This window comes from Microbacterium terregens, assembly GCF_039534975.1.
Lineage (GTDB): Bacteria > Actinomycetota > Actinomycetes > Actinomycetales > Microbacteriaceae > Microbacterium > Microbacterium terregens.
Genome location: NZ_BAAAWH010000001.1, coordinates 1668858 through 1683839 on the forward strand (window position 1 = coordinate 1668858; position 14982 = coordinate 1683839).

Here is a 14982-nt window from a genome sequence, read left to right on the forward strand (position 1 = left end):
GGCTGCGCACCGGCGCGGGCGAAGGGGGATCCTCATGCAGAAGCGACCGCTCGGCCGCACCGGCCGCGACGTCTCGGCGATCGGGTTGGGAACCTGGCAGCTGGGCGCGGACTGGGGTTCGGTCAGCGAGGATGACGCGCTCGCTGTCCTCGCGGCATCCGCCGATCGCGGCGTCACCCTCTTCGACACCGCCGATGTCTACGGCGATGGACGCAGCGAGTCGCTGATCGGCCGCTTCCTCGCCGACCGGCCCGGCCACGGCATCACGGTGGCGACGAAGATGGGCAGGCGCGGCCCGCAGGACCCGCAGAACTACAACCTCGAGAACTTCCGCGCCTGGACCGCGCGCTCACGCGCCAACCTGGGCGTCGACACGCTGGACCTCGTTCAGCTGCACTGTCCGCCGTCTGCGGTGATCGAGGATGCCGCGACCTACGACGCACTCGATGCTCTCGTCGCAGAGGGAGCCATCGGGGCGTATGGGGTGTCGGTCGAGACGTGCGCGCAGGCGCTCGCTGTGATCGCGCGGCCGAACGTCACAAACGTGCAGATCATCTTCAACCCGTTCCGGCTCAAACCACTCGACGAGGTGCTGCCCGCTGCTGCCGCTGCCGGTGTCGCGATCTTCGCGCGCGTGCCGCTGGCGTCCGGACTGCTCTCGGGCAAGTACACCGCCGCGACGACATTCGCCGACAACGACCACCGCAGCTACAACCGCCATGGCGAAGCGTTCGACCGAGGGGAGACGTTCTCGGGCGTGGATTACGGGATCGGACTCGCCGCCGCAACGGAGCTGGCCGCCGCTGTGCCCGACGGCGTTTCGCTGCCGGCCGCGACCCTCGCCTGGATCGCGTCCCAGACCGGGGTGACGAGCGTCATCCCGGGGGCCCGCAACGTTCGCCAGGCGGTGTCCAATGCGGATGCCGCGGCCCTGCTGGACGGCGGATTCGACGTCGACGCGTTCGACGCGATCGTCCGCGACGTCTACGACCGTCGTCTGCGCGAGGCCGTCCACCCGCTCTGGTGAGAAGCGACCGACGCCGCGACTGCTACAGCTCCAGCCTCATCACCAGCCGCCGCTTCGTCGGGTGGGACACCTCTGCGAACCCTGCCGCAAGGAACGGTCCGACGGCCCCGACGTTCATCTCGTCCCACATGATCTGCGCGCCACCGGTGAGGAGCGGATAGCCCTCGACCGCCTTCGCCCCGCGCGCGCGGGCGTGCTCGACGGCGGCGGCGACGAGCGGGTAGGTCAGCCCCCGATGGCGGTGACCCTTTGCGACGATCAGGCACGCGATCGCCCACACCGAAGGATCGTCCTTGTCCTCCTGGCGACCTGACCACGGCACCGGCGAGCCGCGCAGACGCCCGAAGACGCCGCGGACGTCGACCGCGCACCATCCGGCGGGCTCGTCGCCCACGTATGCCACGATGCCGATCGTCTCGGTCGATCGCGGGTCGTCGCAGTGCGTCTCGGCGCGGAGGATGGCGGCGCGTTCCGATTCCGGCATACGCCACCAGTCGTGATCGCCGAGGCGCTGCCGCTGACATTGGCAACGTCCGGCCGGTCCCGTCAGGATGGCCTGCAAATCGTCCCACGTCGCCTCATTGGCGGGCACGATCCGCACCGCAGCGCGCAGCTCCGCCCCGATTTCGTGGTGCATGCAATGAGAGTAGACCCGGACCATCGCGGGAGTATGGTGAGTGCCGTGTCCCTCTCGCCCCGCGTCACGGTGGTCATCCCTTGTCGCAATGACGCGGACTTTCTGCGCTCATGCCTTGAGGCGCTCGCGGGCCAGACCCACCCGGCCGATCGAGTGATCGTCGTGGACAATGCCAGCACGGATGCCTCGGCCGAGGTCGCGCGTGCCCACGGCGCGGAGGTGTTCGAAGAGGCCCGCATCGGGATCTGGCCGGCCGCGGCGCGCGCCTACGACGAGGCGCTGCCTGACACCGACATCATCGCGCGGCTCGATGCCGACTCGCGCCCGCACCCCGACTGGATCGCTCGCCTCGTGCGGGCGTTCGTGGCCGATCCTCACCTGGGTGTTCTCACCGGGGGAGCGGAGTTCTACGGCGCCGGACCCGTCGTGAGCTACCTCGGCGAGCACTGGTATATCGGCGGTGGTCATTTCTGGATCAAGAAGTGGCTCGGCATCCCCCTCGTCTTCGGGTCGAACTTCGCGATGCGCGCGCGCGTATGGGAGCGGGTCCGCGACGAGGTCGACCGCACGAACGGCAGGATCCACGACGACCTCGATCTGACGATCCGGCTGCGTTCCGCGGACGGCGTGCGGTTCGATCCCGAACTGCGCATGCCGGTGTCGGCGCGCCCGCTCGTCACGCAGCGAGGCCTGTGGCGGCGTGTCTGGCGCGTCGTGCCGACCTTCGCGGCGAGCTGGCCGGAAGGAGCGGCCTGGAAGCGTCGCGACCTCGAGGGTGGGCGCGTTCCGGGTGCCGTCACCGGCGATGGTGACACGTGGACGCCGATCGACGAGGACTGGGCGCCGGGCTTCGGTCGGTAGCCCCGTGATCGACGCATGATCATCGAATTCGACGGCGAGGTGTTCCGCTGGGACGCCCGTGCGGACGCAGCCTGGTTCTTCGTCGCGATCCCGCCCGAGCTGAGCGCCGAGATCCGTGAGATCCCGCGGCCGTATCGCGGCTTCGGATCGGTGCGCGTCCGCGCCCGCGTCGGAACCTCGCAGTGGGCGACCTCGATCTTCCCCAGCGACGGGGGTGCGTACGTGGTGCCGCTCAAGCGTGCGGTCCGGGATGCCGAATCCCTCGTCGAGGGCGGTCCCGTGACCGTGCGCCTCGAGATCCTGGACGGCTGATCCGGCGGGAAGGATCGCCGCTCGCACGGATTATCCACAGCGCAGGCGGCCTCCGTGAACCACCCCGCACCGAGCGCGTAGGCTCTGGCGTCATGTCCGGCGCCGAACTGGCCCCTTTCGTCTCGGGGATCGCTTTCGCCTACCTCGCGGGGGTCAGCATCGTCCTCGTCGTCATCGATCTCTCCTCACACCGGCTGCCGAATCGCGTGGTGCTGCCGAGCTACGTGGTCGCCCTCCTGCTGTTCGCCGCGGCATCCGCTCTCACCGCCGACCCCGGCCGTCTGCTGCGGACGGTCGCGGGCATGGTGATCCTGTTCGCCTGCTATTTCGCGATGCGGCTGGCCAGTCCAGGCTCACTCGGCGGCGGCGACGTCAAGCTCGCGGGCCTGTTGGGCCTGTACTTCGGTTGGATCGGCTGGAGTGCCATTCTGATCGGCACCGCCGCAGCCTTCCTCATCGGCGGCACCCAGGCGATCGCCATGATCCTGATGCGTCGCGCGGATCGCCGGACCCGGATCGCCTTCGGCCCGGCGATGCTGGCCGGCGCGTGGGTCGCGATCATCGCGGCGGCGTTGCCCACCCTGCTTCCCACGCCTCCGGGCAGCTAGACGTACCCGGTCGGGTCCCGCTGTCAAGGGGACGGGCACCGCGCCAGCGGCCGGATAGCCTCGAAGCCATGGCCGCATTCATCGCGCGCATCATCGCGTGGGCGCTGAAACGCAAACCCGTCCGCGCGTTCCTGCTCTACAGCGAGCATCGCGGGCCGATGCTGGCAGACAGCGTCACCTACCGCACGCTGTTCAGCGTCTTCGCGGGAGTGCTGCTGGGCTTCTCCGTCGCCGGCCTGTTCCTGGCGGGCAACCCCGACCTCCTGCGTGCCCTCACCGCGTCGGTGGATGCTGCGATCCCCGGCCTCGTCGGCGATGACGGCCTCATCGATCCCTCGGAGATCCAGATCGCCGCCGGTCTGACCGTGACAACCGTCTTGTCGATCATCGGTCTCGTCGGCGCCGCGATCGGCGCGATCGGATCCTTGCGCGCCGCGTTCCGTACCCTCGCGGACAAGCTCACCGACGACGTGTTCTGGATCTGGGTGCTCCTGCGCAACTTCGTGATCGCCATCGGAATCGGGGCGGCGTTCGCGGCATCCGCTCTTCTCACCTTCTTCGCGAACGCCGGAATCGGAGCCCTCAGCGACTTCCTCGGCCTCTCCGAAGGCAATCCCGTCTCGGTGATCGGCACCCGCGCCGTCTCGATCATCCTCGTCTTCATTCTGGATGCCGCGGCCATCGCCGTGCTGTTCCGGGCTCTGTCCGGCGTGAAGCCCTCGCTCCGCGCGCTTCTTCCGGGTGCGTTCTACGGGGCGATCGGACTCCTGGTGCTGCAGCAGCTGTCGAGCCTCTTCGTCGGCGGCGCAGCCTCGAACCCGCTGCTGGCCTCGTTCGCGTCGTTGATCGCGCTGCTGCTGTGGTTCAACCTGTCCGCGCAGGTCATTCTGCTCGCAGGCGCCTACATCATCACCGGCGTCGACGAGGAGAGCGACCGGGTGCGCGCCCGGTTCGGCGCATCCACCTTCGCCCAGCGCCGCGTCAAGCGCGCGGAACTGGGGGTGCGCCTGGCCACGGACGAGCTGTCGGTGGCGCGGTCGGAAGAGGAGAAGGAACGGGTGGGGGCGAATGGTTGAGCGCATCCCGACGTACACGTCGGCGCAGGTGCGCGCGGCGGAGAAGCCGCTGCTCGACGCCGGGGAGCCGCTCATGCGCCGCGCTGCGGCCGCCCTCGCCCGCATCGCCGCCGTCGAGCTCGGGCCGAACGGCGGACGCGTCCTGGTACTCGTCGGCAGCGGTGACAACGGCGGCGACGCGCTGTTCGCCGCCGCCGACCTCGCCGAGATCAGCGACACCGTGGTTGACGTCTTCCTCACCGCCGACCGGGTTCACGCGGCTGGACTCGGTGCGGCCATCGCCGCCGGCGCGCGCAAAGTCGACCTGCCTGAGGTCATCAGCGCGGCATCCGGGTACGACCTCGTGCTGGACGGGATCCTCGGGATCGGCGCCTCCGCCGATCCCGCTCTGCGCGGCACGGCACGGACCGTCGTGCAAGAGCTCCTGCCGGTCGTGCGTGCGGGACGACCTCGGGTGATCGCCGTCGATGTGCCCAGTGGGTTGCAGCCCAACGACGGATCCAGCGACGGTGTCGTGCTGCCGGCATCCATCACCGTCACGTTCGGCGCCGTCAAATCCGGACTGACCGCGGGGAGCGGACCCGAGCGCACGGGCGCGATCGTGCTCGTCGACCTCGGCCTGACGACCGCTCTGGCCGGCCAGGAGCCGGCGGGCGCGGCATCCGTCACCGCCGTCGTGCAGGCCTGAGCGTCGTACGCCGCACCTAGTGCACATCACCTTCGGCAGCTGCGCTGCGGAAACGACCTAACGCGCGTATCGCTCGACAAAGGTCTTCAGGATCCGGCTGGGCGCCGAAACCGCCGCGCGATGCACCGCGGCAAGGGTGAGGTCGAGTTCATCGACGCCGAAATACCCGTGGCCGGCGTACGCGTGGATGCGCGTCGTGATGCCCGCCAGGTCGAGTTCGGGATGGAACTGCGTCGCATAGACGTTGGTGCCGACCCGGAACATCTGCACGGGGCACAGGGGCGACGAGGCGAGCAGCACGGCGGGGGAGGGCAGCGTCGAGATCGCCTCCTTGTGGCCGACGAACGCGGAGAACGTCGCGGGCATCGCCTCGAGCAGCGGGTCGGCCCGCCCCGCCTCGGTGAGCGTCACGGGCACCACGCTGATGGCCTCGGAGTAGGTGCGGTCGATCGCCGCACCGAGGTGCGCGCCGACCGTTCCGACGCCGTAGCACGCGCCCAGGAAGGGGAAGTCGCGAGCGACGACCTCCTTCAGCAGGCGCGCGAACTCCGCCTCGACGCGGCGCTGCACGGCGGACTTGTCCTGGGGCGGGTCCGACGCGTTGAACGGTCCGCCGCCGACGAAGATCCCCGAGAGCTCGTCCAGGTCCAGATCCGGCATCGGCCCGGCCTCGAGGCGCACGCGCACGAGCTGGTCCTCGGACAGGCCCGCGTACCGCAGGAAGAGGGCGTACTCCTCGTCGGCCGGCTGGTCTTCAGCCCTCGTTGCGAGAAGGACGAACGGCTTCATGGAGTACCTCGGGCTTGCGGTCGGCTTCGGGTGGCGCGGGCTGCGAGTGATCGGCGAGTGGTCAGGATGCGTAGGTGATCAGACCGAGCTCGACGGGGGAGACCAGCTGCGGGTGCGTCGGCACGACCCGGACGGTGTATCCGAAACTGCCGGTCACGGTGAGGGGAAGGATGCCGGTGAACCGCGTCACTCCGTCCACCGTCTCACCCACCGGGGTGAGGCGGTAGAGCGCATGGTCCCGGGCGAGGTCATCGTCTTCGTCGGTGCGGCCGTACGCCAGCTCCACCGCGACATCCTCCGGTGAGAGCCCGTCCAGTCGGACGCCGGCGCTCACCTCGAGGACATCGCCCGCCTGCGCCTGCGCGGGAATGCCGGAACTGTCGACGCTGTCGATGCGGACGTCTCGCCACGATTCCTTCACCCGGGTCACGAACGCGGACAGCTCCCGCGCGCCGGCGAACCCGTCCGCGCGCAGTGCGGCGTCATGCTCGGCGGCGGGAACGTACAGGCGGGTGACGTACTCCTGCACCATTCGATCGCTCGTGGCCTTCTTTCCGAGCTCGGTCATCGTGTGCCGCACCATCCCGAGCCATGCCAGGGGGATGCCGCCCTCCCGCTCGTAGAACTTCGGCACGAGCTGATGCTCGATGAGGTCGTAGAGCGAGGTCGCCTCGGCGTCGTCGCGCTCCTCGTCGCTGGAGGCGGTGTCCGCGGTGGGGATCGCCCAGCCGTTCTCGCCGTCGAACCACTCATCCCACCAGCCGTCCAAGATCGAGAGGTTCAGCACGCCGTTGAGCGCCGCCTTCATTCCCGACGTGCCGCACGCCTCGAGCGGACGCAGCGGATTGTTCAACCACACGTCGCATCCGGGATAGAGGCTCTTGGCGAGCGTGATGTCGTAATCGGGCAGGAAGACGATGCGTCCGCGCACCTTCGGGTCGCGGCTGAAGCGCACCAGCTGCTGGATGAGGATCTTGCCCGAATCGTCCGCGGGGTGCGACTTGCCGCCGATCACGATCTGCACCGGGCGTTCGGGGTCGGTGAGCAGCCTGGTCAGACGCTCGGGGTCGCGCAGCATGAGCGTCAGCCGCTTGTACGTGGGCACCCGGCGGGCGAACCCGATGGTCAGGACGTCGGGATCGAGCAAGTCCTCGATCCACGCCGGCGCCACCCCGCTGCCGTGCGAGCGCGCCGCCGCACCGACCCGCCGCCGGGCCTCGGCGACCAGCTCGCTCTTCATCTGCGAACGCACGCCCCACAGTTCTCCGTCGCTGATCGCGGCGCGGTCGGTCCAATCGTGGGCGGCGCTGTGCGCATCGCCGAAGGCACGCTCGCTGAGCCCCTTGATCGACGGGTGCACCCACGTGGGGGCGTGCACGCCGTTCGTGATCGAGGTGATCGGCACCTCGTCTGTGTCCACACCGGGCCACAGCGCGCCGAACATTCCACGGCTCACCTCGCCGTGCAGCACCGAGACCCCGTTCGCGTGCTGCCCGAGGTGCAGCCCGAGCACGGCCATGTTGAAGACGCCGGAGTCGCCGCCGTCGTAGTCCTCGAGCCCGAGTGCGAGCGCCCGCCCGGGGTCCAGGCCGGCGAACAGGTTGCTGGCGAGGAAGTCGGCGATCAGGTCGCGGGGGAACCGGTCGATGCCGGCCGGCACCGGCGTGTGGGTGGTGAACACGGTGGAGGCGCGCACCTGGGCGAGCGCCGCGTCGAAGCCGAGGTGGTCCTGAGTGATGAGCTCCGACATCCGCTCCAGGCCCTGGAACCCCGCGTGACCTTCGTTCGTGTGGTACACGTCCGGCTTCGCGCGGCCCGTGACCTCGCAGAACGCGCGCACCGCGCGCACGCCCCCGACGCCCAGGAGCAGCTCCTGCAGCAGCCGGTGCTCGCCCCCGCCGCCGTAGAGGCGGTCGGTGACGCGGCGCATCTCCTCGGAATTCGCGGGTGTCTCGGAGTCCAGCAGCAGCAGCGGAATCCGGCCGATGTCCGCGACCCACACGCGCGCGTGCAACTGCCGGTCCCCAGGCAGGTCGAGGGTGATCTCGACCGGAGAGCCGGCGCTGTCACGCAGCAGCGTCAGTCCCAGGCCGTACGGGTCCAGCAGAGGATAGCTCTCGCGCTGCCAGCCGTCGTCTCCGATCGACTGGCGGAAGTAGCCGGCGCGATAGAACAGGCCCACACCGGTCAGGGGTACGCCGAGGTCGGACGCGCTCTTGAGATGGTCGCCGGCGAGGATGCCGAGACCGCCCGAATACTGAGGAAGCGAGCCGTCCACGCCGAACTCGGGGGAGAAGTATGCGATGCCGGTGGGTTTCGCGCCCTCCAGCTGCTGGAACCATCGGTCCCCGCCGAGGTAGGCGTTCAGTCGCTCGTCCTCCGCGCCCACGCGCGCAACGAATTCGTCGTTGCGCGCGAGTTCGTCGAGGCGGTCCTGCCCGAGCGCACCGAGCATGCGCGAAGGGTTGCCGCCGATGCGCTCCCACAGGTCCGGATCCATCGACGCGAACAGCGCGTGCGTCGCCCGGCTCCACGACCATCGCCAGTTCGAGGCGAGCCGGTTCAGCGGCGCGAGAGACTCCGCGAGAACGGGGCGGACGGTGAACGTTCGGATGGCCTTCACGCCAGAATTCTAGTTGCACGCGTTGCAAACGCTTGCAAGTGCCGGTCGCCGCCCGCGGTCGCTCGTGGTGCGGGAAGATCGGTGCATGACCGACAGCCGCTCCCGCACGTTCGACTGGGCAGATCCCGCAGAGGCTCTCGCGCAATCCCGCAGCGCCGGTACAGGACTCGAAGCTCTTCAGGCGATGATCGACGGCGCGATCCCACCACCGCCGATCGCCCGGCTCATGGGCTTCACGCTCGTCGAGGTGAGCGAGGGCTTCGCGCTGTTCGAGTGCGAGCCGGCGGAGTTCCACTACAACCCGATCGGCGCCGTGCACGGCGGCCTCGCATGCACCCTGCTGGATTCCGCCCTGGGCTGCGCCGGGCACACCACGTTGCCGGCGGGTGTGGGCTACACATCCGTAGACCTCAACGTGCGGTACCTCCGGCCGATCACGCACGCGTCCGGAGTGCTGCGAGCGACCGGGCGTGTGATCAAGCCCGGCCGCAGGGTGATCTTCACCGAGGGCGAACTCGCGGATGCCGCCGGCCGCGTCGTGGCGACTGCGACCAGTTCGCTGCTGGTGCTCGCGCCGACGGACTGAACCGCGACCGACCGCCTCCGACCATTCCGGGTTCGCAGGACTAGGCTCGGCGCATGGCTATCGCACGTCTGCACGGCGGACCCCTCGACGGACAGCTCCTGCCGCTCGAAAACCCGGACCTCGACCGACTCATCGTCCCGTACAGCGAGACGCAGGTCGTCTACCTGCGCAAGGGCGAGCTGGAGCGCACCGGCGAGAGCGACGGGCCGACCGAGGCGGAGTTCTGGTTCGTCGAGGCGCAGGACGACATCGACCCGTACGCCGACTCGCCGCGTGACCGCCGCTGAGCCGAGCCCCGAGCGCTCGGAGCCGTCCCGGTCCGTCGAGATCGAGCTCAAGTTCGACGCCGACGACGAGACGCCGTTGCCGGATCTCTCCCGCTTGCCCGGGGTCGCGTCGGTCGGCGCCGCCGAAGGGCGGGAGCTCGACGCGCGCTACTTCGACACGGCGGAATATGCACTGGCCTCCGCCGGGTACGCGCTGAGGCGGCGCAGCGGCGGGCCCGATGCGGGCTGGCATGTCAAAGGCCCCCGCATCGGCGCGGGCCGCACCGAACTCGGCTGGCCCCTCGGCGAGGCAGCCGACGAAGAGGTGCCGCTCGGCGTTCGGGCCGCCATCGCCACGGTGACGGATGCCGATCTTCGACCGATCGCGCGCATCCTGAACACGCGAACGGCCTACGCGCTGCTCTCGGCCGACGGCGCTCTGGTCGCCGAGTTCGTCGATGATCTGGTCACCGCGACAGACGTGCGCACCGGCGCAGTCCGCTCGTGGCGCGAGTGGGAGATCGAACTCGGGCCCGCAGCATCCGCGGATCCCCGCGCCTTCTTCACCGTGGTCGAGGCGGCTGTGCTCGCCGCCGGTGGCCGACCCGCGGCATCCACGTCCAAGCTCGCGCGGGCGCTGGGCTACTGAAGTCGACTCGTGGGCCCGGTCCCGATACGCCGCCTGCGGCGCCGTCGAGTAGCGGCGAAGCCGCGTATCGAGACACGACCTCGAGTCGAGACCGCATCGACGCGGGCTTAGCCCGCATCGATCCGGTCCGGCTCAAAGATTGATCATGTGGCCGGCGAGGCCGTGGAATGCCTCTTGCACAGCTTCGGAGAGAGTCGGGTGCGTGTGCACGTTCCGGGCCGCCTCGAGTGCGGTGAGGTCCCACTTCTGCGCGAGCGTGAGCTCGGGGAGCAGCTCGGACACGTCGGGGCCGATCAAGTGGCCGCCGAGCAGTTCGAGGTGCTCGCCATCCGCGATGAGCTTCACGAAGCCGATCGGTTCACCGAGCCCGTTGGCTTTGCCGTTGGCAGAGAACGGGAACTTGGCGACCTTGACGTCGTACCCGGCGTCCCGTGCCTGCTGCTCGGTCAGGCCGAACGAGGCGACCTGGGGGGAGCAGAACGTGGCGCGCGGCATCATGCGGTAATCGCCCAGAGCCATCGTCTCGGCCTTGCCGATCGTCTCGGCGGCGACGACGCCCTGCGCCTCGGCGACGTGGGCGAGCTGGAGCTTGGCGGTCACGTCGCCGATCGCGTAGATGTGCGGAACGTTCGTGTGCATGAAGTCGTCGATGTCGATCGCGCCCCGGTCTGTGAGCTTCACACCGGTGTTCTCGAGACCGAAGTTCTCGACGTTCGCCGCGAAACCGATCGACATGAGCACCTTGTCGGTGTCGATCTCTGCCACCGCGCCATCCTTCGGCGTGTAGGTGACGGTGACCTTGTCGCCGTGATCCACGACGGAGTCGACCTTCGTCGAGGTGAGGATGTCGACCCCGTACTTCTTGTACTGACGAGCGATCTCTTTCGACACATCCGCGTCCTCGTTGGGGAGCGCGCGATCGAGGAACTCGATGATCGTCACCTTGACGCCGAAGTTGACCATGACGAACGCGAATTCCATTCCGATCGCGCCCGCGCCGACGATGACGATCGACTTGGGCAGCTCGCGCGTCATGATCTGCTCTTCGTAGGTCACGACGTTGTCGCTGAGCTGCACGCCCGGCAGCAGCCGGACCCGCGAGCCCGTGGCGATGATCGCGTTGTCGAAGGTGACGCGGTCGGTCTCGCCGTTCGCTTTGGCGACGTCGATCGTGTTCGCATCGACGAACGAGCCGCGACCCTCGTACTCGGTCACCTTGTTCTTCTTCATCAGGTAGTGGATGCCCTTGACGTGCGTATCCGCGACCTTGCGACTGCGATCCCACGCCGTGCCGAAGTCGAAGGAGACGTCCCCCGAGATGCCGAACAGCTCCGCCTGGTGGAGGAAGACATGCGCGAGGTCGGCATTGCGCAGGAGCGCCTTGGAGGGGATGCAGCCCACATTCAGGCACACACCGCCCCAGTACTTCTCCTCGATGATCGCAACGGAAAGGCCGAGCTGAGCTGCTCGGACGGCCGCGACATAACCGCCGGGGCCGGCGCCGAGGATGGCGACGTCGTAGTGAGGCATGACTTAAGCCTATCGGTCGGCCGAGGGCGCGGACCCGGCAGAAGGTGCCTCGCCGGGCGTCGCCGGAGACCCCGAGCGCAGGGCCTCCTCGGCCCGGACTCGTCGTGCTCGCGACACCAGGAGGTAGGCCACAGCGCCTCCCACCAGCGCGAGCAGCAGCAGACCGCCGATGATCCACGGCAGTGCCGTGTCGCCGCTGTCCGAAGGGACCGGCGCCTCGGTCGGTGCGACCGTCGGCTCCTGCGTCGGGCTCTGGCTGGGCGTGCTGGTCGCGGAGCCCGTCGGCGTGGGTGTGGCTGTGGGCGTGGCGGAGGCCGTCACCGAGAACGCGAACTCGCCTGAGATCGGGTGTCCATCGCTCGAGACGACCTTCCACAGCACGGTGACGGGTCCGGATGCTGTGCCCGTGAGCGGCTGCGTCACAAGGGTGCCCTCGACGAGGGGCTCGCCGTCGGCGAGCATCGTGCCCCCGGCATCCGTCACCTGCAGCTGGGTCGCTCCGGGGTCGGGTGCGAGTTCCCCGCTGAAGGTCAGGGTCAGCTGCGCTGGGAGTGCGTCGAGCGCGGCATCAGCCGCGGGATCGGTCGAGACCAATTCGTCGTGGGCGCTGGCCGGAGAAGCGACCAGGATTCCGGCGGCGGCGAGCAGGAGTGCCGCGGCCGCGGTGGTGAGTGAGCGGGCGAGGGAGCGAGGGGAAGTCGTTGTCGTGCGCATCCGGTCCAGGCTACGCGGCCCCGCTGTGTGTGACGGGTGGGGGAATTCCTGCGGGGCCGGGAGCGAATGCCCGTGACGTGCGGCGGCTCGAAGAGTAGCGTTCCGAGGGGCGGCAGCCGCCGTCCGAGGGAGATCGGAAGGAGTGTCTCGTGGACTCGATGATGATGGACATGATGTCCAAGGACGGCATGTCGATGGCCGGGATGAGCACCATGGACATGTCGCTCGTGCAGGCGTGTATGGACGCCTGCTCGGCATGCGAGCAGGCCTGCACGGTGTGTTCCACCCAGATGATGTCGTGCGCGCCGGCGTGCATGAACTGCGCCGACATGTGCAACACGATGATGCGCGCCATGCTGCGGATGCAGGGCTTGACCCCCGCCGTCCTGATGTCGATGCTCGATGCGTGCATCGCGATGTGCACGCTGTGCATGGACGAGTGCCTGGAGCACGCGGACGAGAGCGAAGTCTGCAGGTTGTGCGCTCAGTCCTGCAAGGCGTGCGTCGAGGCCTGCATGGCGCTGAAGGACAGCATGATGAAGATGGCCTGACCTGCGTCAGGGGATATCTCGATACGCGGCGCTTCGCGTCGCTACGCGATCTTGCGGTGCAGTCGCGTCAACGCCGCTATGCGGCATTGCTCCGACTCGAGAGATCTCGATACGCGGCGCTTCGCGGCGCTACTCGATCTTGCGGTGCAGTCGCATCAACGCCGCTGCGCGGCATTGCTCCGACTCGAGAGATCTCGATACGCGGCGCTTCGCGGCGCTACTCGATCTTGCGGTGCAGTCGCATCAACGCCGCTGCGCGGCATTGCTCCGACTCACCGCAACGTTGAAGCGCAGCGAGCCCACGGCCAAAACGCCGTAACGACCGTGGAGCGCGACCGGGGCACCGGGCGTGGCCTGGTGGGCCGCGCCCGAACCGCTCCACAGCTCGACCTGCTCGGTCGCCGAGACGGTGCGCAACACGACGACGCCGGCAACGGCATCCGTCGACTCGACGATCGCGTCCACCCACTCGGAGGGGGTCGCAGACGCAAGTCGCGCCTGGATCAGGTGGAGGGCATGGCCCGGCGCGAAGCTCGAGCAGGAGTCCCCGTGAACGCACATGCATGCCGCACGCTCACGCACCGGAGCGGGCGGAAGATGGCGATGCGGGCTCGACACGGGTGTCTCCTTCGAAGTAGGTTCAGTACTCGCCAGGCTAGGCAACGCGCCCCCGGCGGTCACCCCAGGTGACACAAGGCGAAACATTGCGCAATGCCGCGCCCGGCCCTGAACCCGAACCTTTCGGGAGGCGGTCGATCCGTTACGCTGGAGTTCAGAGGAGGAACACCGTGGAGGACAACCGCCGACCAGAGCCGGACGAGATCCGGAGGGCGTCAGGAGCGGGCGCCGACGCGGGTGACTCGCACGGCCCGGTCGATACGACGCAGACGTTCGGACACGACTCCGACCTGTCCTTCGTGCCCTTCGGAAGCGATCTGAGCGACGCCGAACTCGATGCGATCGAGGCGTTGCCGACGCGTTCCGCGCTGTTCATCGTGCGATCCGGACCCACCGCTGGTGCCCGGTATCTGCTGGACACCGACGTGACCACCGTCGGCCGGCATCCCGAAGCCGACATCTTCTTCGACGACGTGACCGTTTCGCGCCGTCACGCCGAAATCACGCGGACCGGCACGTCCTTCGAACTGGTCGATCAGCGATCGCTCAACGGTACGTACGTCAACGGAGAACGCGCGGATCGCGCAGTCCTGACGAACGGCTCCGAGGTGCGCGTCGGCAAATTCCGGCTCAACTTCTTCGTCTCGCCCGCTGACCTGTCTCAGCCGGCGGACGGCTGATGGGGGAATCGTCAGCCCGCGAACGTTCATCGTCCGCGGGGCTTCTCAGCATCGGTCAGGTCCTCGCTCGGCTGAGCCCGGAGTTTCCCAACCTGACGTCCAGCAAGCTGAGATTCCTCGAGGTGCAGGGAATCGTCACCCCCACCCGCACCGAGTCGGGCTACCGGAAGTTCTCGCAGGACGACCTCGAGCGGCTGCGGCTGGCCTTGACCCTGCAGCGTGATCAGTACCTGCCGCTGATGGTCATCCGGGAGTATCTCGCCGACATCGACGCCGGCCGCGACCCCGCTCAGCCGACCGCCGCGCCGCCGTCGATCGTGCCCGCCCCGCGTCGGTATCGCCGCGAAGAGCTCCTGGCCGCGTCCGGCGCCGCCCCGCAGCTGCTGAACGACGCGATCAGCACCGGAGTGATCACCGGAACGGACGGCTACAACGACCAGGCAGTCGCGATCCTGCGCGCGCTGGTGGCTCTGGACCGCCACGGGATCGAGCCGCGGCACGTGCGCACCCTCCGGCAGAGCGCCGAGCGCGACGTCGCGCTGGTCGAGTCAGCTCTTTCGCCCCTGCTGCGACGGACGGATGCCGCATCCCGCGCCCGTGCCAGCGAACTCGCCCCGGAGCTTGCCAAGCGCCTGGACGAGGTGCGCGCGATCTTCGCGCGCGCGGCCCTGGACCGCATGCTGTCCTGAACCGCGTGATTACGCGCACCGGCCGCGACACGCCGGACCCGGGAACGCGGATGTCGTTGCCCGGCGGCCAGGCCTCAT

At 68.9% G+C, this 14982-nt stretch carries 18 protein-coding genes; 12 read left to right on the forward strand and 6 right to left on the reverse strand.

Translation table 11 applies throughout. From position 1 onward, the window contains the following. The first annotated feature begins 34 nt into the window (after window positions 1-34). A complete protein-coding gene (locus tag ABD655_RS07530) occupies window positions 35-1027 on the forward strand; it encodes an aldo/keto reductase (RefSeq protein WP_344712873.1) in 993 nt (330 codons plus the stop codon). A 22-nt stretch (window positions 1028-1049) separates the two neighbouring features. Here ABD655_RS07530 and ABD655_RS07535 read toward each other — a convergent pair whose 3' ends face one another. Beyond that, the gene (locus ABD655_RS07535; protein ID WP_344712875.1) at window positions 1050-1664 is read right to left on the reverse strand and encodes a GNAT family N-acetyltransferase; all 615 of its coding nucleotides are present in this window, start codon (window positions 1662-1664) and stop codon (window positions 1050-1052) included. A 45-nt stretch (window positions 1665-1709) separates the two neighbouring features. Here ABD655_RS07535 and ABD655_RS07540 point away from each other — a divergent pair, with 45 nt between their 5' ends. From ABD655_RS07540 to ABD655_RS07560, 5 genes are all read left to right on the forward strand, one after another. Next, window positions 1710-2525: a glycosyltransferase family 2 protein gene (locus ABD655_RS07540; RefSeq protein ID WP_344712877.1), complete on the forward strand. Its 816-nt coding sequence runs from the start codon at window positions 1710-1712 to the stop codon at window positions 2523-2525. A gap of 15 nt (window positions 2526-2540) precedes the next feature. Beyond that, window positions 2541-2837 carry a DUF1905 domain-containing protein gene (locus tag ABD655_RS07545; RefSeq protein WP_344712878.1) on the forward strand — a complete coding sequence of 99 codons (297 nt, stop codon included), beginning with the start codon at window positions 2541-2543 and terminating at the stop codon, window positions 2835-2837. A gap of 92 nt (window positions 2838-2929) precedes the next feature. After that, complete coding sequence (locus ABD655_RS07550) at window positions 2930-3445, forward strand: prepilin peptidase (protein WP_344712881.1); 516 nt, start codon at window positions 2930-2932, stop codon at window positions 3443-3445. A 68-nt stretch (window positions 3446-3513) separates the two neighbouring features. Then, complete coding sequence (locus ABD655_RS07555) at window positions 3514-4521, forward strand: YihY/virulence factor BrkB family protein (RefSeq protein WP_344712882.1); 1008 nt, start codon at window positions 3514-3516, stop codon at window positions 4519-4521. After that, window positions 4514-5209: an NAD(P)H-hydrate epimerase gene (locus ABD655_RS07560; RefSeq protein ID WP_344712884.1), complete on the forward strand. Its 696-nt coding sequence runs from the start codon at window positions 4514-4516 to the stop codon at window positions 5207-5209. Before ABD655_RS07555 ends, ABD655_RS07560 begins: the two co-directional genes overlap by 8 nt. 57 nt (window positions 5210-5266) lie before the next feature. Here the strand turns inward: ABD655_RS07560 and ABD655_RS07565 are convergent, their stop codons facing one another. Next, entirely contained in the window at window positions 5267-5998 is a 732-nt protein-coding gene (locus tag ABD655_RS07565) for a glutamine amidotransferase (RefSeq protein WP_344712886.1), read from the reverse strand. 61 nt (window positions 5999-6059) lie between these two features. After that, on the reverse strand, window positions 6060-8621 hold the full coding sequence (gene glgP, locus ABD655_RS07570) for an alpha-glucan family phosphorylase (RefSeq protein WP_344712888.1): 2562 nt from the start codon (window positions 8619-8621) through the stop codon (window positions 6060-6062). Window positions 8622-8706: 85 nt separating this feature from the next. Between glgP and ABD655_RS07575 the strand changes: the two genes are divergently transcribed. From ABD655_RS07575 to ABD655_RS07585, 3 genes are read left to right on the forward strand one after another with little or no spacing between them, the layout of a single operon-like run. After that, the gene (locus ABD655_RS07575) at window positions 8707-9207 is read left to right on the forward strand and encodes a PaaI family thioesterase (protein WP_344712890.1); all 501 of its coding nucleotides are present in this window, start codon (window positions 8707-8709) and stop codon (window positions 9205-9207) included. Window positions 9208-9260: 53 nt separating this feature from the next. Further along, window positions 9261-9494 carry a response regulator gene (locus ABD655_RS07580; RefSeq protein WP_344712892.1) on the forward strand — a complete coding sequence of 78 codons (234 nt, stop codon included), beginning with the start codon at window positions 9261-9263 and terminating at the stop codon, window positions 9492-9494. After that, window positions 9481-10122: a CYTH domain-containing protein gene (locus ABD655_RS07585; protein WP_344712894.1), complete on the forward strand. Its 642-nt coding sequence runs from the start codon at window positions 9481-9483 to the stop codon at window positions 10120-10122. The genes ABD655_RS07580 and ABD655_RS07585 overlap by 14 nt, the downstream gene beginning before the upstream one ends. 132 nt (window positions 10123-10254) lie before the next feature. Here ABD655_RS07585 and lpdA read toward each other — a convergent pair whose 3' ends face one another. Together lpdA and ABD655_RS07595 are read right to left on the reverse strand one after the other, a co-directional pair. Further along, window positions 10255-11652, reverse strand: coding sequence for a dihydrolipoyl dehydrogenase (gene lpdA / locus ABD655_RS07590; protein ID WP_344712896.1), 1398 nt, complete (start codon window positions 11650-11652; stop codon window positions 10255-10257). A 9-nt stretch (window positions 11653-11661) separates the two neighbouring features. Then, window positions 11662-12366 (reverse strand): copper resistance CopC family protein, encoded by a 705-nt coding sequence (locus ABD655_RS07595; RefSeq protein ID WP_344712898.1) that lies wholly within the window; start codon window positions 12364-12366, stop codon window positions 11662-11664. Window positions 12367-12524: 158 nt separating this feature from the next. Here ABD655_RS07595 and ABD655_RS07600 point away from each other — a divergent pair, with 158 nt between their 5' ends. Beyond that, complete coding sequence (locus tag ABD655_RS07600; protein ID WP_344715745.1) at window positions 12525-12917, forward strand: four-helix bundle copper-binding protein; 393 nt, start codon at window positions 12525-12527, stop codon at window positions 12915-12917. A gap of 243 nt (window positions 12918-13160) precedes the next feature. Here the strand turns inward: ABD655_RS07600 and ABD655_RS07605 are convergent, their stop codons facing one another. Then, on the reverse strand, window positions 13161-13535 hold the full coding sequence (locus tag ABD655_RS07605) for a hypothetical protein (RefSeq protein WP_344712900.1): 375 nt from the start codon (window positions 13533-13535) through the stop codon (window positions 13161-13163). A 170-nt stretch (window positions 13536-13705) separates the two neighbouring features. On the opposite strand from ABD655_RS07605, the gene ABD655_RS07610 reads away from it, so the two are divergent. Continuing rightward, window positions 13706-14215, forward strand: a complete 510-nt coding sequence (locus ABD655_RS07610) for an FHA domain-containing protein (protein WP_344712903.1) — start codon at window positions 13706-13708, stop codon at window positions 14213-14215. Further along, window positions 14215-14904: a transcriptional regulator FtsR gene (gene ftsR / locus ABD655_RS07615; protein ID WP_344712905.1), complete on the forward strand. Its 690-nt coding sequence runs from the start codon at window positions 14215-14217 to the stop codon at window positions 14902-14904. Before ABD655_RS07610 ends, ftsR begins: the two co-directional genes overlap by 1 nt. Window positions 14905-14982 lie beyond the last annotated feature (78 nt).

What these genes read in the sequence shown, in the direction of transcription:
- ABD655_RS07530 (WP_344712873.1), top strand. Translation starts at nt 35, where the DNA reads ATGCAGAAGCGACCGCTCGGCCGCACCGGCCGCGACGTCTCGGCGATC.
- ABD655_RS07535 (WP_344712875.1), bottom strand. Translation starts at nt 1,664, where the DNA reads ATGCACCACGAAATCGGGGCGGAGCTGCGCGCTGCGGTGCGGATCGTG.
- ABD655_RS07545 (WP_344712878.1), top strand. Translation starts at nt 2,541, where the DNA reads ATGATCATCGAATTCGACGGCGAGGTGTTCCGCTGGGACGCCCGTGCG.
- ABD655_RS07550 (WP_344712881.1), top strand. Translation starts at nt 2,930, where the DNA reads ATGTCCGGCGCCGAACTGGCCCCTTTCGTCTCGGGGATCGCTTTCGCC.
- ABD655_RS07555 (WP_344712882.1), top strand. Translation starts at nt 3,514, where the DNA reads ATGGCCGCATTCATCGCGCGCATCATCGCGTGGGCGCTGAAACGCAAA.
- ABD655_RS07560 (WP_344712884.1), top strand. Translation starts at nt 4,514, where the DNA reads ATGGTTGAGCGCATCCCGACGTACACGTCGGCGCAGGTGCGCGCGGCG.
- ABD655_RS07565 (WP_344712886.1), bottom strand. Translation starts at nt 5,998, where the DNA reads ATGAAGCCGTTCGTCCTTCTCGCAACGAGGGCTGAAGACCAGCCGGCC.
- ABD655_RS07575 (WP_344712890.1), top strand. Translation starts at nt 8,707, where the DNA reads ATGACCGACAGCCGCTCCCGCACGTTCGACTGGGCAGATCCCGCAGAG.
- ABD655_RS07580 (WP_344712892.1), top strand. Translation starts at nt 9,261, where the DNA reads ATGGCTATCGCACGTCTGCACGGCGGACCCCTCGACGGACAGCTCCTG.
- lpdA (WP_344712896.1), bottom strand. Translation starts at nt 11,652, where the DNA reads ATGCCTCACTACGACGTCGCCATCCTCGGCGCCGGCCCCGGCGGTTAT.
- ABD655_RS07595 (WP_344712898.1), bottom strand. Translation starts at nt 12,366, where the DNA reads ATGCGCACGACAACGACTTCCCCTCGCTCCCTCGCCCGCTCACTCACC.
- ABD655_RS07600 (WP_344715745.1), top strand. Translation starts at nt 12,525, where the DNA reads ATGATGATGGACATGATGTCCAAGGACGGCATGTCGATGGCCGGGATG.
- ftsR (WP_344712905.1), top strand. Translation starts at nt 14,215, where the DNA reads ATGGGGGAATCGTCAGCCCGCGAACGTTCATCGTCCGCGGGGCTTCTC.